This is a genomic window from Bifidobacterium sp. LH_743, assembly GCF_056355775.1.
Map to the genome: position 1 here is coordinate 261,611 of NZ_JBKESZ010000001.1, position 19,343 is coordinate 280,953.

12 protein-coding genes, 1 other RNA gene and 1 pseudogene are annotated in these 19,343 nt (G+C 60.9%); 12 read left to right on the plus strand and 2 right to left on the minus strand.

What is annotated here, in order from left to right:
- The first annotated feature begins 156 nt into the window (after nucleotides 1-156).
- The 8 genes from AC1ATL_RS01020 (at nucleotide 157) to AC1ATL_RS01055 (ending at nucleotide 9,650) form a co-directional block, all read left to right on the plus strand.
- Complete coding sequence (locus AC1ATL_RS01020; protein WP_476567804.1) at nucleotides 157-2,286, plus strand: family 43 glycosylhydrolase; 2,130 nt, start codon at nucleotides 157-159, stop codon at nucleotides 2,284-2,286.
- 35 nt (nucleotides 2,287-2,321) lie between these two features.
- Nucleotides 2,322-3,395, plus strand: coding sequence for a LacI family DNA-binding transcriptional regulator (locus AC1ATL_RS01025; protein ID WP_476567806.1), 1,074 nt, complete (start codon nucleotides 2,322-2,324; stop codon nucleotides 3,393-3,395).
- Between the two features lie 125 nt (nucleotides 3,396-3,520).
- Nucleotides 3,521-4,540: a glycoside hydrolase family 43 protein gene (locus tag AC1ATL_RS01030; protein ID WP_432624729.1), complete on the plus strand. Its 1,020-nt coding sequence runs from the start codon at nucleotides 3,521-3,523 to the stop codon at nucleotides 4,538-4,540.
- Nucleotides 4,541-4,758: 218 nt separating this feature from the next.
- Nucleotides 4,759-6,030, plus strand: coding sequence for an ABC transporter substrate-binding protein (locus AC1ATL_RS01035; protein ID WP_432624728.1), 1,272 nt, complete (start codon nucleotides 4,759-4,761; stop codon nucleotides 6,028-6,030).
- Nucleotides 6,030-6,944 (plus strand): carbohydrate ABC transporter permease, encoded by a 915-nt coding sequence (locus tag AC1ATL_RS01040; RefSeq protein ID WP_476567809.1) that lies wholly within the window; start codon nucleotides 6,030-6,032, stop codon nucleotides 6,942-6,944. Before AC1ATL_RS01035 ends, AC1ATL_RS01040 begins: the two co-directional genes overlap by 1 nt.
- 2 nt (nucleotides 6,945-6,946) lie before the next feature.
- Nucleotides 6,947-7,843: a carbohydrate ABC transporter permease gene (locus tag AC1ATL_RS01045; RefSeq protein WP_432624545.1), complete on the plus strand. Its 897-nt coding sequence runs from the start codon at nucleotides 6,947-6,949 to the stop codon at nucleotides 7,841-7,843.
- Between the two features lie 113 nt (nucleotides 7,844-7,956).
- Nucleotides 7,957-8,430, plus strand: coding sequence for a hypothetical protein (locus tag AC1ATL_RS01050; protein WP_476567811.1), 474 nt, complete (start codon nucleotides 7,957-7,959; stop codon nucleotides 8,428-8,430).
- Nucleotides 8,431-8,585: 155 nt separating this feature from the next.
- Nucleotides 8,586-9,650, plus strand: coding sequence for a glycoside hydrolase family 43 protein (locus AC1ATL_RS01055; RefSeq protein ID WP_476567813.1), 1,065 nt, complete (start codon nucleotides 8,586-8,588; stop codon nucleotides 9,648-9,650).
- Nucleotides 9,651-9,851: 201 nt separating this feature from the next.
- On the opposite strand, the gene AC1ATL_RS01060 is transcribed toward AC1ATL_RS01055, so the two are convergent.
- Nucleotides 9,852-12,158, minus strand: coding sequence for a transglycosylase domain-containing protein (locus AC1ATL_RS01060; protein WP_476567815.1), 2,307 nt, complete (start codon nucleotides 12,156-12,158; stop codon nucleotides 9,852-9,854).
- A 221-nt stretch (nucleotides 12,159-12,379) separates the two neighbouring features.
- Here AC1ATL_RS01060 and AC1ATL_RS01065 point away from each other — a divergent pair, with 221 nt between their 5' ends.
- Nucleotides 12,380-13,522, plus strand: coding sequence for an inositol-3-phosphate synthase (locus AC1ATL_RS01065; protein ID WP_476567817.1), 1,143 nt, complete (start codon nucleotides 12,380-12,382; stop codon nucleotides 13,520-13,522).
- 94 nt (nucleotides 13,523-13,616) lie between these two features.
- Here the strand turns inward: AC1ATL_RS01065 and glf are convergent, their stop codons facing one another.
- Complete coding sequence (gene glf, locus AC1ATL_RS01070) at nucleotides 13,617-14,795, minus strand: UDP-galactopyranose mutase (RefSeq protein ID WP_476567819.1); 1,179 nt, start codon at nucleotides 14,793-14,795, stop codon at nucleotides 13,617-13,619.
- A gap of 133 nt (nucleotides 14,796-14,928) precedes the next feature.
- On the opposite strand from glf, the gene ffs reads away from it, so the two are divergent.
- The 3 genes and pseudogenes from ffs to topA form a co-directional block, all read left to right on the plus strand.
- Nucleotides 14,929-15,025: signal recognition particle sRNA small type (ffs, locus tag AC1ATL_RS01075), an RNA gene on the plus strand.
- Nucleotides 15,026-15,078: 53 nt separating this feature from the next.
- Nucleotides 15,079-16,167 carry a phosphatase PAP2 family protein gene (locus AC1ATL_RS01080; protein ID WP_432624308.1) on the plus strand — a complete coding sequence of 363 codons (1,089 nt, stop codon included), beginning with the start codon at nucleotides 15,079-15,081 and terminating at the stop codon, nucleotides 16,165-16,167.
- Nucleotides 16,168-16,301: 134 nt separating this feature from the next.
- Nucleotides 16,302-19,149 (plus strand): annotated as a pseudogene (gene topA, locus AC1ATL_RS01085) (type I DNA topoisomerase); the annotation flags it as partial.
- Nucleotides 19,150-19,343 lie beyond the last annotated feature (194 nt).

Below are 19,343 nucleotides of genomic sequence, written 5' to 3' on the forward strand. Positions count from 1 at the left end.
GATTGCAAGGGGCTTTCCGGATCAACCGGAAAGCCCCTTGTTGTATATTGCCGCAGTATATCGTCGCATGTAGCGCCACACTAAGTTGTACAACGATGTAAAACACGGTATAGTACATCGTTGTAAATCACGTATCCGCCAACCGAAGGATCTCCCATGTCGGTCAATTATTCCCTGCTGTGCTATACGCGTGAAGCCACTGGACGCGAAGAGGCGAACAACGAGGACATCGCCTACAGCATGCATCTGGCGCTACGCTCCGGCGACGATGCCGAGTGGCAGCCACTTAACGAGAACTACGGCATCTTCTTCGCCGCCGGCGTGCCGATCGCGGCCGCGACCGCGGAATCCCGTCGTGCATGCACGGCCGCGGCACGCTTCGCCGACGACCCGTTCGATGCGCCGCGCCCGGCAACGGACGCCGTTGCCCACGGCGTTGTCATGCCTGGCATGGATATCACGTTGAAATCGTTGAAGAACCCATTCCTGTTCCGTCTTGCGGACGGTCGATTCGCCGTTGCCGCGACCCGCACAGCCCGCGGCGGCGATCCGGACGGTTCCGAGCGTTCGGCGTTCCTGCTGGCCGTCAGCAAGGATTTGACGGCGTTTGACCAGCTGGGATTGGTGCTGCTGCGCACCGTCGGCGGGGTCAATCGTCCTTCCGTTGTCTTCGACGCCGAAAACGGGCGCTACGTCGTGTCCTGGACCGGCGATGACGGCAAAACGTACAACGCGTGGACAGCCGATATCGTCGCCGTCGCCGGTTCCGGCAAGCCGCTCGATGTTGCGGAATCGACTGGATCTACTAAATCTACTGAATCGTTGCCGCAGCGCCAGTCTGGCGATTTCGGCATTCCGAACGCCGTCATCGGCAACAGCATCGCCATCAGCGAGGCGGAGGCCGAACGTCTCATGGAGCGATTCGGACGCATCCGCAATACCGGCGCGTCCGTGCCTGCTCAGCGCGTCGCTGCCGGCCTGCATGGCGAGGATGCCCGGAACGCGGTCATGGCTTTGGCTGGAACGCGTGCGGAGTTGTTCTACAGCGACGGCTCGCAAGCCACGCGTGCGGTGGACTGGAACATGGACCAGCTTGAGGCCATTGCCCAAGAGGCGGCCGAAGGAACGTTCAAGGCCGGGCAGACCCGTACCGTCGAAGGCGCGATCCGCCAGAGCGTCTATCCGGTGCCGTTCGCAGTGGAGCGTGCCGATCCGTCGGTGTTCGCTTGGAATTTCAACGGCAAGCCGATGTTCATGTTCATCGCCACCGACGACACCGACGGCAATTGCGTGGACCCGAACGATGGCAGGACCCACATGCCGCTGCGCGTAGCCGATTCCATCGAAGCGCTTTCCGACGCCGCGGGCGGACGTGCCAAGGAGATCGATCTGCTCAAATGCGGCGACCTCAACGCCGAAGGCCGTCCGATGACCGGATGCTTCTGGGCTCCGGAACTGCATGTGATCGGAGGCAGGCTGTCGGTGCTGTTCATGCCTTGCTTCGACGGGCCGGCTGAGAATCCCGACGGCACCCCCAACGACCGTGCCGGCAAGCCGGACATGTGGACCGGCAGCTGCCATATCATGCAGCTCAAGCAGCATTCCGACGGCACCGATTTCGATCCGCGCGTGCCGGAGAATTGGACGACGCCCGAACCCATCCTCGACCCGGATGGAGAGACGCTCAACCCGATTCAGCGCATCTCGCTCGACATGACCGTCCTGCATGATTCCGGCCGCTGGTACTATGCGTGGCAGCAGGTCGGCAGCATCTGGATTGCCAGTTTCGACCCGAGTCATCCGGCGAAGCTCACCAGCAAGCCGAAGCAGATCGTCGTGCCGGAATTCGCGTGGGACAACATGATCGCCGAAGGGCCGAACGCCATCGTGCATGACGGAACGATCTTCCTGATCTACTCGGGATCGCTGGTCGGCATCGACTACACGACCGGCCTGGTCACCGCGCCGGCGGGGCAGGGCGTCGATTTGACCGATGCTGGCGCATGGACGAAGCTCGATTATCCGCTGCAGAAGTCCGGCATGTACAACGGGCGGTGGCAGCTTGGCACGGGGCATGGCATGTGGTCGCACGACGAGGACGGCAATCTCATCTACGTGTTCCACAACGCCGAGTACGAGAACGGGCGCTACGGCGGCCGTGACGCCCAGGTGCGCCGCGTGCATTGGTCCAAGGAAGGCATGCCCGTTTTGGATATGCAGACGGCGGAAGAGCTTGGCCCCGACTATGCTGGGGTGACAATGGAGGTCGGTCGCGAGGGCGACTGAGCTCGCTGAATGACAGAAGGGGTAGAGGGGTATATATGCCGAAGCGAACTGCGGGGAGCGGCGATCATGTCGTGACCATGCGCGAGGTGGCCAAAGCGGCCGGCGTATCGATAAAAACGGTCTCCAACGTTGTCAACGATTACGAATTCGTCTCGCAGACCACTCGCGACAAGGTCAACAAAGCCATCGCGGAACTCGGGTATACGGTGAACGTTTCGGCGCGCAACCTGCGCAAGGGCCAGACCGGCATCATCGGTCTGGCCATTCCCGACCTGCAGATGCCGTACTTCGCGCAACTGTCGTCGCTCGTCATCGAAGAGGCTAAGAAGGTCGGCCTGCGCGTGATCGTGGAGCCGACGCAGTATTCGCGCGACGGCGAGCTGGAAGCGCTGCATGGCGCCCAGCAGACGATGATCGACGGCCTGATCTACAGCCCCTTGGAGCTTGGGCAGGATGACGTCGAGCAGCTGAAGGTCGATTATCCACTCGTGCTGGTCGGCGAACGCATCTTCACCGACCAGGTGGACCACATCGCCACGGAGAACGTCGAAGGTGCGAAGCGGGCCACGCAGTATCTGTTGACGACCGGTTGCCGGCATGTGGCGGTGGTCGGTGTGCATCGGGGTGAGAAGGTCGGTTCCGCCGCGTTGCGCTATCAGGGTTATCTTGAGGCTCTGGAGGAGGCCGGCGTCGAATTCGATGATCGGCTGGTCATCGAATCTGGCATGTGGCATCGTATCGATGGCGTGAGGGCTATGAACGCGTTGCTGGATTCCGGCGTCGAGGTCGATGGCGTCGTCGCGTTGAACGACATGTTGGCTTCCGGCGTGATGCATGCGATTCAGATGCGTGGTCTGCGCATTCCCGACGACATCTCCGTGGTCGGCTTCGACAATTCCGACGATTCGCAGTACTTGTCGCCCGCTTTGACGTCGATTGCGCCGGGACTTGAGGCGGTCGCCCGTCTGTCGGTGAAGGTGCTCAAGGAACGTATCGACGGTCGTGACCCGAATGTCGACAAGCCGGGGGAGAAGGTCTTCCGCAAGGTCTCGTCGTCTCTGGTTGTGCGCCAATCCACCAAGCTTCCCGTCGACGCCCTCGTCGTCTGAGCTTCCGTCACCGTCAACGCCGTATCCAAGTGGAAGACAGTGACGCGCCCGATTTGTTACAACGATGTAAGGATGATATATTCAACGTTGTAAATACTGGAACAACGGATTGAGAAGGACTAAACATGGTTGTTTACAACAATCCGATCGTGCTTCAGCGCGCAGACCCCTGGGTGATCAAGGTCGATGGCGAATACTACTTCACCGCCTCCGATCCGGAATACAATTGCATCGCCATCCGCCACGCGTCAAGCATCAACGATCTGCAGAAGGCTCCGGAGACGGTGGTGTGGCGCAAGCATGAATCCGGCCCGGCGAGCATCTATATCTGGGCTCCCGAGCTGCACCGCATCAACGGCGCTTGGTACATCTACTTCGCCGGCGCCGCAACGGATTTCGAGGCGTCCGGACTGCCGACGCACCGTATGTTCGTGCTGGAGAACACCGATGACGACCCGACCTCCGACAACTGGGTGGAGAAGGGTCAGATCATCACTCCGATCGACTCCTTCTCGCTCGACGCCACCACCGAAGTCATCGATGGCGTGCAGTATCTCGTGTGGGCGCAGAAGGATCCCGCGATCGAAGGCAATTCCAATCTGTACATCGCCAAAATGGCCAATCCGTGGACGCTGGGCAGCGAGCCCGTCATGCTCACCAAGCCGGAATACGACTGGGAGTGCATCGACTTCCTGGTCAATGAAGGCCCGGCCTTCCTGTTCCATGAGAACAAGATCTACATCACGTACTCCGCCTCCGGCACCGGTGTTCCATACGCCGTGGGACTGCTGACCGCCGAACGCGGCAGCGACCTGCTGGACAAGGCCTCCTGGACCAAGAGCCCGGTGCCGGTGTTCAAGACCTGCGCCGAGAACGGCCAGTATGGTCCGGGCCACAATTCGTTCACCAAGTCCGAGGACGACACCGAGGACCTGATGATCTACCATTGCCGCAACTACACGGAGATTAAGGGCGATCCGCTGTTCGACCCGAATCGCCATGCGCGTGTCGGCGTGGTTAAATGGACTGCCGACGGTCCGGATTTCGGCGTGCCGGAACCGGATAATCTGTGGACTCCCACCACCACGGACGTGCTGCCCGCCGATGGCGGACCGCTCGCTGGAACTCCGGCCGTGACCCGCTGAGGACCACTGCCGGAGGGGTGGCCCCATACTATAACCCCCATCCGTATATGGCCGCCATTGACGGCGTGCCATCGTTTGTACAACGATGAAAAAAGTTGTATAATCAAAATTACAACGTTGCAAATGAGCAGGGAGGCTCAATCGTACGAAGGATTCTTCCCATTCGACGCAACGAAGTACGGTCCAGCGATGGGCCGTTGAGAAAAAGGAAGGAAACAATGTCTACATCCAGGCATCTTACCGGGTTGCGGCGCTTCGCCAAGGCCGCCGTGGCCGTGTGCGCGTCACTTGGACTGGTGCTTGCCGCCGGAGGTTGCGGTGCATCTTCGGGCGAAAGCAAGACCATTTACTTCTGGAACAACCTGGTGGGCGATGACGGTCCCGCAATGCAGCGCATCGTCAAGGAGTACAACGCCCAAAGCGATTACAAGGTTGTCTTCCAGCCGATGAACGGCGGCGATCTGACCACGAAGATCTACTCCGTGATGCAGACCGGCAAGAACATCCCCGACATCATCATCGGCGACCAGTTCCAGACCGCCGTCCTGCAGTCCCAGGGACTGCTCGACACCATGGACGATTGGCAGAAGGTAGCTCCGGACCTCAAGGAAAGCAGCTTCCTGCCCGCCACTTGGAAGGGCGTCACCGTCAACGGCAAGGCCTACGGCATTCCGCTGTACCTGTACCAGATGGCCATCTACTACAACAAGGACCTGGTCAAGAAGTACAACCTGCAGTACATCCTCGACGACGGATTCGTTACCATCGACGAGATCAAGGACCTCAAGGGCAAGCTGCCCAAGGGCACCTACGCTCTGACCTACGGCAACCTTCCGTGGGCCTTCATGTCCCTGCTGTACGGCGCGGGCGGCACGCTCGAGAACGATATGGACGACCTGACCAAGGACGTGTGGCGCAAGCCCATGGAGAAGCTCAAGGAAGCGTATGACGCCGGTGTGATTGCCCCGATGGACGTCGACGGCGAGCAGGCGTTCGGCTCCGGCAAGGCCGTGTTCGCGCAGCTCGGCACTTGGGCCCAGGGCAACATGTCCAACACTTTGGGCGCCGACAAGATCGCTGAGGCCAACACCCTGCAGTACAGCGCCGACAATCCGGTGAACTTCTTCTACCAGTGCAACTGGATGCAGCTGAAGGACCCGCACCGCTCCGCCGCGAAGTCCGCGGCCGCCGCCGACTTCGTCAAGTACGTGTACGAGCACTGGATGGATTGGTCGGAAGTCGGTTCCATCTCGCCGGCATACCGTGACCTGAACAATCCGAAGTACCAGAAGCTGATTCAGGCGTCCTTCACCAACAGCAAGAAGGAACGCAGCTACATCAAGACCTCCAACTACCTCTACGGAGGCTACGCGACCGCTGGTTGGGGTACATACAACGACATCGTCTACGGCAACGTGGGTCTTGACGAAGGTCTGAAGACCCTCGACCTCATGGCCCAAGGCCAAATCGAGATTCAGGAGGAATCGTGATGAGCAAGGCATCTACGATCGGATCCGCAAAATCGTCCATGAAGCGCAAGAACTCCATCTGGCACGCACTGCCATACATCGCTCCGCACTTCATCATCTTCGCCGTCTTCGGCATCATCCCGATCATCTTCGGCATCGGCCTGGCGTTCACCCGCTGGAACATGGTCGGCTCGCCGAAGTTCGTCGGCCTGCAGAACTTCGCGAAGATCTTCGACCCCAGCACCTACTTCTACTCGATCTTCTGGCGTGACCTCGGCCACACCCTGCTCTTCGTGGTGGTCAGCGTGCCGTTGACCATCATCGTGCCGCTGCTGCTCGCTGTGGCGCTCAGCAAGAAGGGCCTCAAGGGCGCCGGTCTGTTCCAGGCGATCTTCTACATCCCTGGCCTGATCTCCATCGCCGCAGGCGCACTGGTTTGGCGCATGGTCTTCAACTCCCAGTTCGGCCTGCTGAACACCACCTTCCACTCCGACATCAACTGGCTCGGCAAGAACCCGTACGCATGGATCACCATCTTCGTGCTCGTGCTGTGGGCCGGCATCGGCGGCAACCTCGTCATCTACCGTTCCGCGCTTTCCGGTGTGGACGAAAGCCTGTACGAAGCCGCGAAGGTCGACGGAGCTGGTCCGGTCAGGATCTTCTTCTCCATCACCCTGCCGGAAATCAAGCTGCCGTTGTTCTACACCACCATCATGACCACCACGGGCGCCTTCAACGTGTGGGGCCAGCCGGTCATGCTGACCAACGGCGGACCGAACTACCAGACCCAGGTGCTGCTGATGGATATCAGAAACCTCGCGTTCCCCGCCGGCCCTGCGGCCGCCGGCATGGCTTCCGCAATGGCATTGCTGCTGGGCATCATCCTGATGGCCATCGCCGCAATCCAGCTGATCTTCATGAATAAGGAGGACTGAAGATGTCCGCTGCAACCACCGTCAATGTCGCAAGCGCGGCAATTCCCGAAAACAAAACCAAAAAGATCTCCCCATCGCTGATCGCCGTCTACGTGTTGCTCGTCGTGCTGGCAGTCGTCTGGCTGCTCCCCGTGATCTACACCGTGACGACCTCGTTCAAGTCGGTGGCCGAATTCACCTCCAATGCGTTCAACTTCCTCCCCGCGAAGTGGGTGCTTGACAACTACGTGACGCTGATCGAGGCGTCCGCCAGCTACCCGGTCCTGAACTGGCTGGGCAACTCGCTGATCATCTCGACCGTGTTCGCGGTGCTGTCCGTGTGCATCGTCGCGCTTGCCGGATTCGGCTACTCCCGCCTGAACTTCAAGTACCGCGATACGCTGTTCTTCGTCCTGCTGCTCATCTCGATGTTCCCCGCCGTGGTCAACATGATCCCGCAGTACCGCATCATCGCATCCCTCGGCTGGGTCAACACCTACTGGGCCTGCATCATCCCCGGTCTGGGCAACGTGGCGAACATCTTCCTGGTGCGCAACTTCATGAAGGGCATCCCGAAGGAGCTGGACGAGGCAGCCGAAATCGACGGCGCCACCGACTTCCAGATCTTCACCCGCATCATGCTGCCGGCCATCCGCCCGATCCTGATCGTCATCTTCCTGTTCAGCTTCACCGGCGCCTGGAACGACTTCCTGTGGCCGACCTTGGTGTTCAACGACATCAACAAGATGCCGGTCACCGCTGGTCTGCAGCTGCTGAGCAACCAGATGGGTCAGTACAACCAGATGGGCTCCCTGATGGCGGCCACCTGCATGGCCATCATCCCGACCCTGCTGCTGTTCCTGTTCGCGCAGAAGTACTTCCTGCAGTCCCTGAACATCACCTCCGGCCTCAAGGGCTGATATTGACCGAGTAGGATAATCCGAAGGTCCGTCCCGCACGGACGGGCCTTCGGACATTCTTCCCGAACAGCGCATCGCGCATCGGACGAGGCAACCCCACGGAAAGGACCGATATGAATCCGCAAGGCAACACCATGCAGCCGCCGGCACCATTGGCGCGCAAGGCGGAACGGGTGCTGATGACCATCGCATCCGCCTACAACGTGATCATGGCGTCCATCACACTGTTCATGTTCACCAGCTGGTTCAAAGGCCAGGCCTACGATCTCTTGGAACGCAACGGCCTGCTGAAAACGGACTATTCCGCGGTGGACAACGCCTCGACGGTGGCGAGTATCTACGCGCTGTTGGTGCTGATCATCGGCATCGTCAGCTTCATCATGTCCATGCGGTGCCTCACTCCCGGCACCACCAGCCGGTGGGTGATCATCTGGCTGGCAATCGTGATGGTCTTCTCTCTGGGCACGATGGACATCATCGGGCTCGCGCTGTACTCCATCACATTGGTTATTTACTTGGCCCGCAACAAGGCCATTGCGGCTCAGCAGGACGCTATCCGCAAATGGGCTCGTTCGCATCAGGGCTAATCCTCCTTCTTCCTTCCTGAATAAAGCTGTCGCTCTCGTGGCGGCGGCTTTTTTCATATCCTGGCATCCCGTCATGCGTCGTTGCATGTGTGACGCGCCAATCGTAACCCAATTCAGCAATCCAATCCATCAATCCACATTCACAAGGTGAGACCATGACCGACACAACCGACGATTACGGCTATCTGCTCGTCCACTTCATCGAGGATCCGGACGGCTATGCCGAGAAGATCTACATGGATATATCCGACGGCGACAATCCGCACCGTTGGGTGCCGCTCAACGATGGAAAGCCCGTGCTTACCTCGCACCTCGGCACCACGGGCGTGCGTGACCCGCACATCATCCGCAATCCCGAGACCGGCAAGTGGTACATCATCGCCACCGATCTGCGCGTGTTCGGAGGCGACGATGGCGGCTGGTACGAATGGAGCCATCACGCTAGTACGAACCTCATCATCTGGGAATCCGACGATCTGGTTCACTGGAGTGAGCCACGCATGCTTGACGTGTCCCGCAAACCGGACGGCTCCCATTTGGAACTCGGCATGGCCTGGGCCTGCGAATGCCTGTGGGTGCCGGATTACTATCCGCAAGGCCACAGCGGCGGCCGTGGCGCGTTCGTCATGTACTGGTCCAGCACTGTGTTCGACGGCGATGACAAGACGCACGACGACAAGAACGTCTACTGCACCGTGCTATGGGGCACCACCACCGATTTCACGCAGGATACGTTCGAATACGGCGGCGTGTTCATCGACAACCACGGTGACGCCATCGACACCACCATGATCCAACGTCCGCTACCGGACGGCGGCACACGCACGTACCGCATCACCAAAGACAACGCGCACGGCACCGGCATCTGGATGGACCGCACCGACGCGAAGCGTTGGTGGGAGCCGGGAACGGTCTGGACGAAGGTTCAGGACCGGATCGGCGCCGGCTATGTGCCGGACGGCAATCCCGGCGGTGTGGAAGGTCCGGCGGTGTTCGCCAACCATCACAACGACGGCGGCGCGGACGACGAATGGTATCTGTTCGTGGACGTGATTCCGTCGATCGGCTACCAGCCGATGGTCAGCCGCGACCTTGACAAGGGATGGACGCCGTTGCGGGCGGACGATTACTTCCTTACCGAACATACGAAGCATGGCGGCGTCGCTTCGCTGACGCGCGCCGAATACGACCGTCTCGCCCGGCACGTGCATTCGTTCTGATTGGTGCCGACGGGCCGCGCTTGACGGTTCTGCTGGTTCTGTGGTTTCGCTGATTTTGCTGGTTCCGTGCGGGGCGTGTGCGCGTCCGACAAAACACGTCAGAATACGGTGCAACAGGGCAAAATAATGGGGCTTCCCGAATGTGGGAAGCCCCATTATTTATGTCGGCGAACGTCCGTTGCTTCAATCCGACGGCTATGGCTATTGCTGTTGCTGCGAGCCGCTGTCGCCACCGCTTTGATCGGAGTTGCTGCCACTGTCGCTGCTGCCGCCGGTGCCTTCGTTGCCGCTCTGCCCGCTTTCGGGCGTGGTGTTCGGCGTGGGCGTCGGTTGTGTTGGCTGGGTGTTCTCCGTGGTGTTCGGGGTTTCGGTGGTGGTGCTCTGGCTATTCGTGGATTGGCGCCACTGATTGTTGGTATAGCGCTTCTGCGTATAGCTGCTTCCGCCGCCGGTGCCCCAAGTGCCGTCGGGTCCGCCGATCTTGCCGTTGTCGGTCGGCTCGGTGAAGTTCTCGACAGGCTGCCCCTGAAGGGCCTGGCTCATGAACTCCTCGAACAGGTGGGACGGATATCCGGTGGAGGAGACGCCGTATCCGGCGAATTCCGGCACGACTTGGGCGCTGCCGTCTTCGGCCGGATTCCAGATGGCCCACACATTGAGCAGCTGCGGTGTGTACCCCACGAAGGAGGCCGCAAGCTCATCGTTCGCCGTACCGGATTTGCCGGCGACCTCGCGTCCCAGACGTTTGGCGATGCCCGCCGCGGTACCGTAGGTGGTGGTGCCTTGCATGGCCTTCTGCACGAGATGGCAGTCATTGGCCTCGAAGACCTGATCGTTCTCCTGAGTGGTCTTGTACAGCTCCTTGGAGCCGTCCGCGGTGGAGACGTTGTCGACGATGTGGAGCGTATTCTTCACGCCATTGTTTGCGATGGTGGCATGGCCTTGGGCCAAATCCCACACGGTGATGGCGTTGATGCCCAGGATGTTGTACGTGGTGGTCTCGTCGATGTCTTCCTTGATGCCGGCCTGATGCGCGATCTGGGCCAGCTTGGCCGCGCCGAGGTGCTTGTTGACATCCATGAACACGGTGTTCACCGAGTTGGCCGTGGCTTGGTAGAGGTTGATGTATCCCCAGTTGTTGTTCAACGCGTTCGGCACGCTTGCGGTGACTCCCGGCTTGGTCTCGAAGACCTGTCCGGAATTGCCGTTGAATATGGTGTTGAAGTTCACGCCTTGCTGCGCCGCGCCGAGCAGGCCGAACGGCTTCATGGTGGAGCCCGGTTCGAATGTGGCCTGGGTGGCGTTGTTGAGCTGCTTGGTCAGATAATCCTGGCCGCAATAAATGGCTCTGACCGAACCCGTCTTCTGTTCCACCGCGATGCCACCCACCTCGATGCTTTCCGGCATGCCGTCCGGACGGGTGTCGCCCACCTGCTGGATCTCGTCCTGCATGGTCTTGTCCAGCGTGGTGACGATCTTATAGCCGCCGGTCTCAAGGTCCTCGGCGGTGAACGCCTTGGAATTCACCAGCTCGTTCTTGACCGTGGTGAGCAGGTAGCCGTTCGGACCCGACATCTGGTTGTTCTGCTGCATCTCGATGACCTGCGGGAACGCAGCTTCCTTCTTCTGGTCCGGTGTGATGTAGCCGTCCTCATCCATGATGCGGATCACACGCTTGAATCGTCTCTCGGCCTGCGTGGGGTTCGCGTCCGGATTCCATACGCTCGGTCCCGGAATGATGCCGGCGAGCATGGCTGCCTCGGAAAGCGTCAGGTCCTTCGCATCCTTGCCGTAGTACGCCTTGGCCGCCGCCTGAATGCCGTATGCATTGCGGCCCAGGTAGATGGTGTTCATGTAGTTGCACAGCACCTGGCTCTTGTCCTGCGCCTGCGCGATTTTGATGGCCAGGAACGCTTCCCTCAGCTTGCCTGCGTACGACGTGGTCTCGCCCAGATAATACCGTTCCGCGTACTGCTGGGTGATGGTGGAGCCGCCCTGCCTGCTGCCGGTGGTCAGATTGTTGTACAACGCGCGTGCGATGCCGATGGGGTCGATACCTTTGTTGGTATAGAAGGAACGGTCCTCCGAAGCCACGATCGCATTGCCGACGTAGTCGGGCAGATCGGCGCAACTGATGATTTCGCGGTTCTGCTCCGCGTAGCTGCCGATCGGCGTGGTGCCGTCGTTGTAATACACGGTCGTCTTCTCGGCCAGGGCGAATTTCTCAGGCTGCGGAATTTCCGTGGTGATGTACATGTACGCGAACAAGCCGATGCCCGCCGCGATGAGCGCTGCGAAGATGCCGAGTATCCATTTGAGTACGAGATGCTTGTGCTTCCTGCGTTTCTTGGGTGCGCGGTGCGAAGTGTGTTTCGGAGCGTGGGGCTGCTCGCTGAGCACTTCGCCATGCACGCCGTAGGCGGTGCCTACTCTCGGCGTCGTGGACGTGGCATTGCTTCTGCGCGCGCTTCTTGAGCGTGAGCTCACACTTCGTTTTCGTGAAACCATGTCTTCCACCGTAGCCGAACGACCTGAAAAACAGGGGTGCGGATGATCGGCTTCGTCAATGAAAACGAGTTTTTCCGCAGCTTTTTTACAAATCGACAGATTCTTGGGAACTGCCGCAATGCCGGTCCTTTTCAGAGATTTTCCAGATTCAAAAATGGTCTGCGGGTATGCTTGGAACCTGATAAACCTGCGAAACGCGTAATAAGAGGAGTCGTTTTCAGATGAGCATTCGAGTGGCTATCGCCGGCGTGGGCAATTGCGCCTCGTCGCTGGTGCAGGGCGTTGAGTATTACAAGGACACCAAGGACGAGGACAAGATCCCTGGCCTGATGCACAACAATTTCGGCGGATACCGCGTGCGTGACATCGAGTTCGTCACCGCGTTCGACGTCGACGCGCTGAAGGTGGGCAAGGATCTGTCCGAGGCGATTGGCGCCTCGCAGAACAACACCATCAAGTTCGCGGACGTGCCGAATCTGGGCGTCGAGGTGCTGCGCGGCCCGACCAACGATGGTCTGGGCGAGTACTACCGTCAGATGATCGAGGAGTCGGACGCGGAGCCGGTGGATGTGGCGCAGGTGCTGCGCGACAAGAAGGTGGACGTGCTGGTCTCCTACCTGCCGGTCGGTTCCGAAAAGGCTGACAAGGCCTATGCCCAGGCTGCCATGGACGCGGGCTGCGCGTTCGTGAACTGCCTGCCGGTGTTCATCGCCTCCGACCTCGAATGGGCGCAGAAGTTCCGCGACGCCGGCGTGCCGATCGTCGGCGACGACATCAAGTCGCAGGTCGGCGCCACCATCACGCACCGCGTGCTGGCCCGCCTGTTCGAGGACCGCGGCGTTCGTTTGGACCGTACGTACCAGCTCAACGTCGGCGGCAACATGGACTTCATGAACATGTTGCAGCGCTCCCGTCTGGAATCCAAGAAGATCTCCAAGACCCGCGCCGTCACCTCCGTGGTGCCGCACGATATGGATCCGCACAACGTGCATATCGGACCTTCCGATTACGTGGCCTGGCTTGACGACCGTAAGTTCGCTTTCGTTCGTCTGGAGGGCACCACGTTCGGCGATGTGCCGCTGAATCTGGAATACAAGCTTGAGGTGTGGGATTCGCCGAATTCCGCCGGTATCGTGATCGACGCCGTGCGTGCGGCCAAGATCGCGCTCGACCGTCATCTGGCCGGTCCGGTGTTGGCTCCCAGCTCCTACTTCATGAAGTCCCCGGCCGTGCAGCATGAGGACGGCGAGGCCCGTCGTCTGGTGGAGGAGTTCATCAAGGGCGATGTGGAAGGCACCGAGGAGCAGCTTGATGCCGATGTGGCGGCCGCGAAGGCCGCCGGCAAGGACGTGTGGCGCGCCTGATTGCCTGGTTCCCTGAACTGGACATGAAAATCCCCAATCCGCCATCAGCGGATTGGGGATTTCTCATATCCGATCGAAAAGAGCGATTCGAACCTTACTTCTTGAGAAGCGGTTCGACCTGCTCCTCATACGCGGTCAGGGCCGTGTCGATCACCTGGTGCATGTCGTAGTACTTGTACGTGCCCAAGCGTCCGCCGAACACGGTGTTCGGCTCGGCCTTCGCCAGCGCCTCGTACCTCGCGTACAACTCCCTGTCGGCCTCCGTGTTGATCGGATAGTACGGCTCGTCCCCGCGCTCGGCGAAACGGCTGTACTCCTCCCACACCACCGTTTTGTCCGGGTTCTGCCTGTCGCGGCGCTCCGGGTTGAAGTTCTTGAACTCGATCGCGCGCGTGTACGGCACGTCCGCGTCGGAGAAGTTCATCACCGGGCATCCGAAGTGGTCGCCCTCGTCGTACCTTACTTCCTTGAAGTCCACGGTCCTCCACTTCAGCTCGCCGAGCGAGTAGCCGAAGTAGCGGTCCACCGGACCCGTGTACACGACCGGCACGCCCGCCGCCGCCAACGCCTCCTTGTTGTACGGCTGGGATCCGTCGAAGAAGTCCGTCTCCAGGGTCACGTGGATGCGCGGGTCGTCGATCATGCGCTCCATCCACTTGGTGTACCCGTCCGTGGGCAGGCCCTCCCACGTGTCGCGGAAGTACCGGTTGTCGTAGTTGAAACGCACCGGCAGGCGGTTGATGATGCCCGCGGGCAGGTCCTTCGGATCGGTCTGCCACTGCTTGCCCGTGTAGTTCTTGATGAACGCCTCGTACAGGGGACGGCCGATCAGGGAAATGCCCTTGTCGTTCAGGTTCTGCGGGTCCGTGCCCGCCAGCTCGCCCGCCTGCCTCTCGACCAGGGCCCTGGCCTCGGCCGGCGTGTAGCTCGCGTGGAAGAACTGGTTGATCGTGCCCAGGTTGATCGGCAGGGGATACACCTCGCCGTCGTGGGTCGCGTACACGCGGTGCACGTAGCCGGTGAAGCCCGTGAAACGGTTCACGTAGTCCCAGACGCGCTTGTTGCTCGTGTGGAACAGGTGCGCGCCGTACTTGTGGATCTCAGCGCCGGTCTCCTCGTCCATGTAGCTGTACGCGTTGCCGCCGATATGGTCGCGCACGTCGATGATCTCGACCCTCGCGCCCGTATGCTCCACGGCCTGCTGGGCCACGGTCAGGCCGAACAGGCCCGCGCCCACGACCACCAGATCGGGATATTCCACCGCATCAGTCATAATCAAACAACCTTCCGAAACAAATCGAAGCCTAATGCAAATACGCAAACGCACAGTCGACGCGTGCGATTCCTCCTCAAGTGTACCCGCGCGCATGGTCGGCACGGCAAGGTCCGGGCATGGTGTAATATAACAAGAGCCTCCGCGTGGCGGTACGTCACCCAATCCCCCCAGGGCAGGAATGCAGCAAGGGTAAGTGGCCTCTTCCGGGTGCGTGGAGGTTTTCTTATATCTTTTTCGGTGCGCGTTCCACAGTAGGGTCGATGCCGTATTCTCGGTGAATATGACCGACGAATTCAAGCCACTGATCCGAGACCCGCAAAAAACCACGAACATACTGCAGCAGCCTATGCCGGTCCCGTCGAAACCGGTGGAACCGCTGTCGTTTCCCGCTGCGGGCGAGGTCGAGTCGGTGCTGTCTCCGCAGGATGTCAGCAAGGGATTGGCGGAAGCTGATCCGCTGACCCGCCATCCGCGGGTGTCCAGCGTCGTGTTGTGCGTGGTGTTCGGCGTGCTGCTGCTGGCCGCGTCCGTCGGCGTCTGGTGGTTGGGCGTGCGCACCATGGACGGCCAAAGCTATGAGGACATCGTTTGGTCGAAATTCAACGATGCTTTGCCGGGATGGCTGGAACCGGTCGTGCATGTCTTCACCGTCTCCGCCGTGGTGATCGCCGTGAGTGTCATCATGTCGGTGATCGCAATAGCCGTGCTGGTCGTCCGCAAGCGGTGGCTGGCCATCGCGCAGCTCGCCGTGTTCGGCGGACTGTGCTTCGCCGCGGCCGAACTGCTCAAACCGTTGCTGCCGCGTCCATATCTCATCAATCTCATGTCGAATCGCAGTAATTCCGCGCCATCCGGACACGTCATCCTCGCCGCCGCGGCCAGCGTGATACTGCTGTGCGCCGTGCCGCGTGCGTTCCGCGCATTGGCTGCTGTGATTGGCTGGATATATACGGTGCTGGTCGGCATGTCGGTGATCGCCGGGCAATGGCATCGTCCGACCGACGTGGTCATGGGTTTGCTGATTGTCGGCGGATTGGCGATGCTGATGCTTGGCGCCACCTTCTCCAACGGCATGGATGAGCCGGGCACGCGCGCCTCGTCCGCGAGCGTGCAGATCGTCGGCAGCGTGATGCTGACGTTTGGCGTGTTGGGCACGTTGTACGGTGCGTACATCATCTGGCAGATTCAGCCGGGACTTGCCATGAGCGCGGAATGGACGAATTCCGGCGCGCATCTTTCCACCATGGTGTTGACGGCCTCCGTGTCCGCTCTGATGTTCGGTCTGACGCTTGCGATGCGGCAGCTGACCGCGTCGCCGTTGACGAAGCTTGGTTTGGTGGGCGCTCCGCCCGCACCGCCGAAGCGTTGAAAAACGGCCGGTTCCGGGTTTGCCGGTGACCTCGCGTCCGGCTTGCCGCTGGCACGCGGCACACGGACGGTTTGCCATGTCCGCTCATTTCATGAGTATTATTGCGTTGCAAACACTAGTAATAAGGAGTGGCTATGGCTACCGGCAGCAAACTCGTGATTGTGGAGTCCCCGACTAAAGCCAAGAAAATCGGCGGATATCTGGGCTCCGGATATACGGTTATGGCATCGGTAGGCCATATTCGCGATCTTGCGCAGCCCAGCCAGGTGCCGGCTGCCGACAAAGCCAAATACGGCAAATTCGGCGTGGATATCGAAGACGGATTCAAGCCGTATTACATCGTGGACGGCAATAAGAAGAAAACCGTCTCCGAACTGAAAAGCGCGCTGAAAAAGGCCGATACCCTGTATCTCGCGACTGATGAGGATCGCGAGGGCGAGGCTATCGCATGGCATCTCGTGCAGACGCTCAAGCCGAAGGTGCCGATCAAGCGCATGGTCTTCCACGAGATCACTCCGGAGGCAATCAAGGCTTCGCTGAATAACACGCGAGACGTCGACAGTGCCATGGTGGACGCGCAGGAGACCCGTCGAATCCTGGACCGTCTGTACGGCTATGAGCTGTCTCCGGTGCTGTGGCGCAAGGTCGGTCCGGGTCTGTCCGCGGGCCGCGTGCAGTCCGTGGCCACCCGTCTGATCGTGGAGCGTGAGCGTGAGCGCATGGCCTTCGTGCGGGCGCCGTATTGGGACGTCACCGCCACGCTGGAAGCGCCGGATGGCGACGGCAACAACGTCGCGTTCGATTCGCGCATGGTATCCCTCGGCGGCCGTCGTCTGGCCGGTTCCAAGGATTTCGGCGACGATGGCAAGCTGACTGCGGCCGGTGCGAAGGACAATGTCGCGCAGCTGGACGAGACGAAGGCGCGTTCGATCGCACAATCGCTGGAATATGCGACGTTCACCGTGGCTTCGATGGAGACCAAGCCGTATCGTCGTCGTCCGGTGCCGCCGTTCACCACATCCACGTTGCAGCAGACGGCCGGCAACCGGCTCGGCATGAGCTCCCGGCAGACCATGCGCGCCGCGCAGGGCCTGTACGAGAACGGTTTCATCACGTATATGCGTACCGATTCGGTGACGTTGTCGCAGGAGGCCATCGCGGCCGCGCGTGAGGCGGTCACCACGCATTTCGGCAAGCAGTATCTGTCCGACGCGCCCAAGCAGTACGCCACGAAAACGGCGGGCGCGCAGGAAGCCCACGAATGCATCAGGCCGGCGGGCGCGCATTTCCGTGACCCGGCCGAAATCGCCAGCAAGGTGCCGGCGGACCAGCTCAAGCTGTACACGCTGATCTGGCAGCGCACGCTGGCCTGCCAGATGGCCGATGCGACGGGTTCCACCGCGACCGTGCGTCTGTCCGCGCCCACCGAGTCGGACGGCGAGGCCATGTTCCAGGCATCCGGCACCGTCATCGAATTCCCGGGCTTCATGAAGGCCACTGGAGAGGGGCGGCGTACCGTAGCCGACGCCAAGAAGAGCGCGGCCGCAGCCGGAGTGAAGGTTAATTCGAAGGCCTCGGGCAAGGGCGATGACAACGCCTCGTTGCCGCCGATGCATCCCGGTGACGAGCTCGCCGCCGTGGACGTTGCCGCGGACGGGCATGAGACTCAGCCGCCGGCGCGCTACACCGAAGCGTCGCTCGTCAAGACGCTGGAACAGAAGGAGATCGGACGCCCGTCCACGTACGCGAGCATCATCTCCACCATTATCGACCGCGGATACGTGTATGAGCGCGGCCGTGCGCTGATTCCGTCCTGGCTGGCGTTCTCCGTCATCAAACTGCTGGAGACCAAGTTCCCGAAGTATGTGGATTACGAGTTCACCGCGGATATGGAGACCGGACTCGACCGTATCGCAGGCGGCCATGAGACCGGCAAGGAATGGCTGACGCGTTTCTATTTCGGTTCCGGCGATGGTGCGGCGCAGTCCGCCGATGAGGCGCACGAGGGCCTGCAGCAGCAGGTGGCGCAGCTCGGCGAGATCGACGCGCGTGAGATCAACACCATCGAGATCGGCGATGGTCTGCACGTGCGCGTCGGTCGTTACGGCCCGTATCTTGAGGACGTGAAGCATCTGGATGCCGAAGGCAATCCGAAGCGCGCCTCGCTGCCGGACACGCTGGCGCCTGACGAACTGACCGTCGAGGTCGGACATGATCTGATCGAGAACCATTCCGGCGGCCCGCGCGAGCTGGGCAAGGATCCGGTTTCCGGCGGTACCGTCGAGGTGCGCAACGGCCGGTTCGGTCCGTATGTGGCGCTGGTCATGCCGGAATCGCAGGAAGCGCCCGCCGACGCCAAGGCGGACAAGGCGGATAAGGCCGGCAAGACGAAGCGTGCCGGCAAGAAGGCGGTCGCCGACCGTCCGAAGATGGCGTCGCTGTTCAAGACGATGAGCCCGGAATCGCTGACGCTGGAGGATGCGCTGAAACTGCTGAGCCTGCCTCGCGTGGTCGGCTCCTATGAGGAGGCGAACGCCGAGACCGGCGAGATGCAGACCGTCACCGTGCAGGCCAACAACGGCCGCTACGGCCCGTATCTGACCAAGACCGGAGCCGATGGCAAGTCCGACACGCGTTCGCTGGCTTCCGAGGACGAGATCTTCACCGTCGACCTGGAGAAGGCGAAGGAACTGTTCGCTCAGCCGAAATACGGACGCGGTCGTGGACGTGGTGCGGCCAAGCCGCCGTTGCGCGATCTGGGCGTCGATCCGGAGACACAGAAGCACGTGACTATCAAGGACGGCTTCTACGGCGCGTACATCACCGACGGCGAGACTAACCGCACGTTACCGAAGCAGTATGCGCCGGAATCGATCGAACCTGCCGAAGCGTTCCGTCTGCTGGCGGAGAAGCGTGCGCAGGGTCCGTCAAAGCGCAGGAGGAAAGCGTCCGGCGGCAAGAAGTCCGCGGCCAAGTCCGCAAAATCCGCGAAGTCGTCGAAGGTGAGCGCGGCAGAGAAGGCCCGTGCGGACCGCCGCGCCAAAGTGCGCGAACTTGCCGACAAGGGCTGGGCGAATACGCGCATAGCGAAGGAAATCGGTTCCACCGCGGCCACCGTCAAGTCGGACGTCGACTGGCTCACTGCCAACGAAGGGTATACCCGTCCCGCCGTCGTG

Bases quoted from the DNA above. Each gene is read 5' to 3' on its own strand.
- AC1ATL_RS01020 (WP_476567804.1), top strand. From the start codon at position 157: ATGTCGGTCAATTATTCCCTGCTGTGCTATACGCGTGAAGCCACTGGA.
- AC1ATL_RS01025 (WP_476567806.1), top strand. From the start codon at position 2,322: ATGCCGAAGCGAACTGCGGGGAGCGGCGATCATGTCGTGACCATGCGC.
- AC1ATL_RS01030 (WP_432624729.1), top strand. From the start codon at position 3,521: ATGGTTGTTTACAACAATCCGATCGTGCTTCAGCGCGCAGACCCCTGG.
- AC1ATL_RS01035 (WP_432624728.1), top strand. From the start codon at position 4,759: ATGTCTACATCCAGGCATCTTACCGGGTTGCGGCGCTTCGCCAAGGCC.
- AC1ATL_RS01040 (WP_476567809.1), top strand. From the start codon at position 6,030: ATGAGCAAGGCATCTACGATCGGATCCGCAAAATCGTCCATGAAGCGC.
- AC1ATL_RS01045 (WP_432624545.1), top strand. From the start codon at position 6,947: ATGTCCGCTGCAACCACCGTCAATGTCGCAAGCGCGGCAATTCCCGAA.
- AC1ATL_RS01050 (WP_476567811.1), top strand. From the start codon at position 7,957: ATGAATCCGCAAGGCAACACCATGCAGCCGCCGGCACCATTGGCGCGC.
- AC1ATL_RS01055 (WP_476567813.1), top strand. From the start codon at position 8,586: ATGACCGACACAACCGACGATTACGGCTATCTGCTCGTCCACTTCATC.
- AC1ATL_RS01060 (WP_476567815.1), bottom strand. From the start codon at position 12,158: ATGGTTTCACGAAAACGAAGTGTGAGCTCACGCTCAAGAAGCGCGCGC.
- AC1ATL_RS01065 (WP_476567817.1), top strand. From the start codon at position 12,380: ATGAGCATTCGAGTGGCTATCGCCGGCGTGGGCAATTGCGCCTCGTCG.
- glf (WP_476567819.1), bottom strand. From the start codon at position 14,795: ATGACTGATGCGGTGGAATATCCCGATCTGGTGGTCGTGGGCGCGGGC.
- AC1ATL_RS01080 (WP_432624308.1), top strand. From the start codon at position 15,079: ATGACCGACGAATTCAAGCCACTGATCCGAGACCCGCAAAAAACCACG.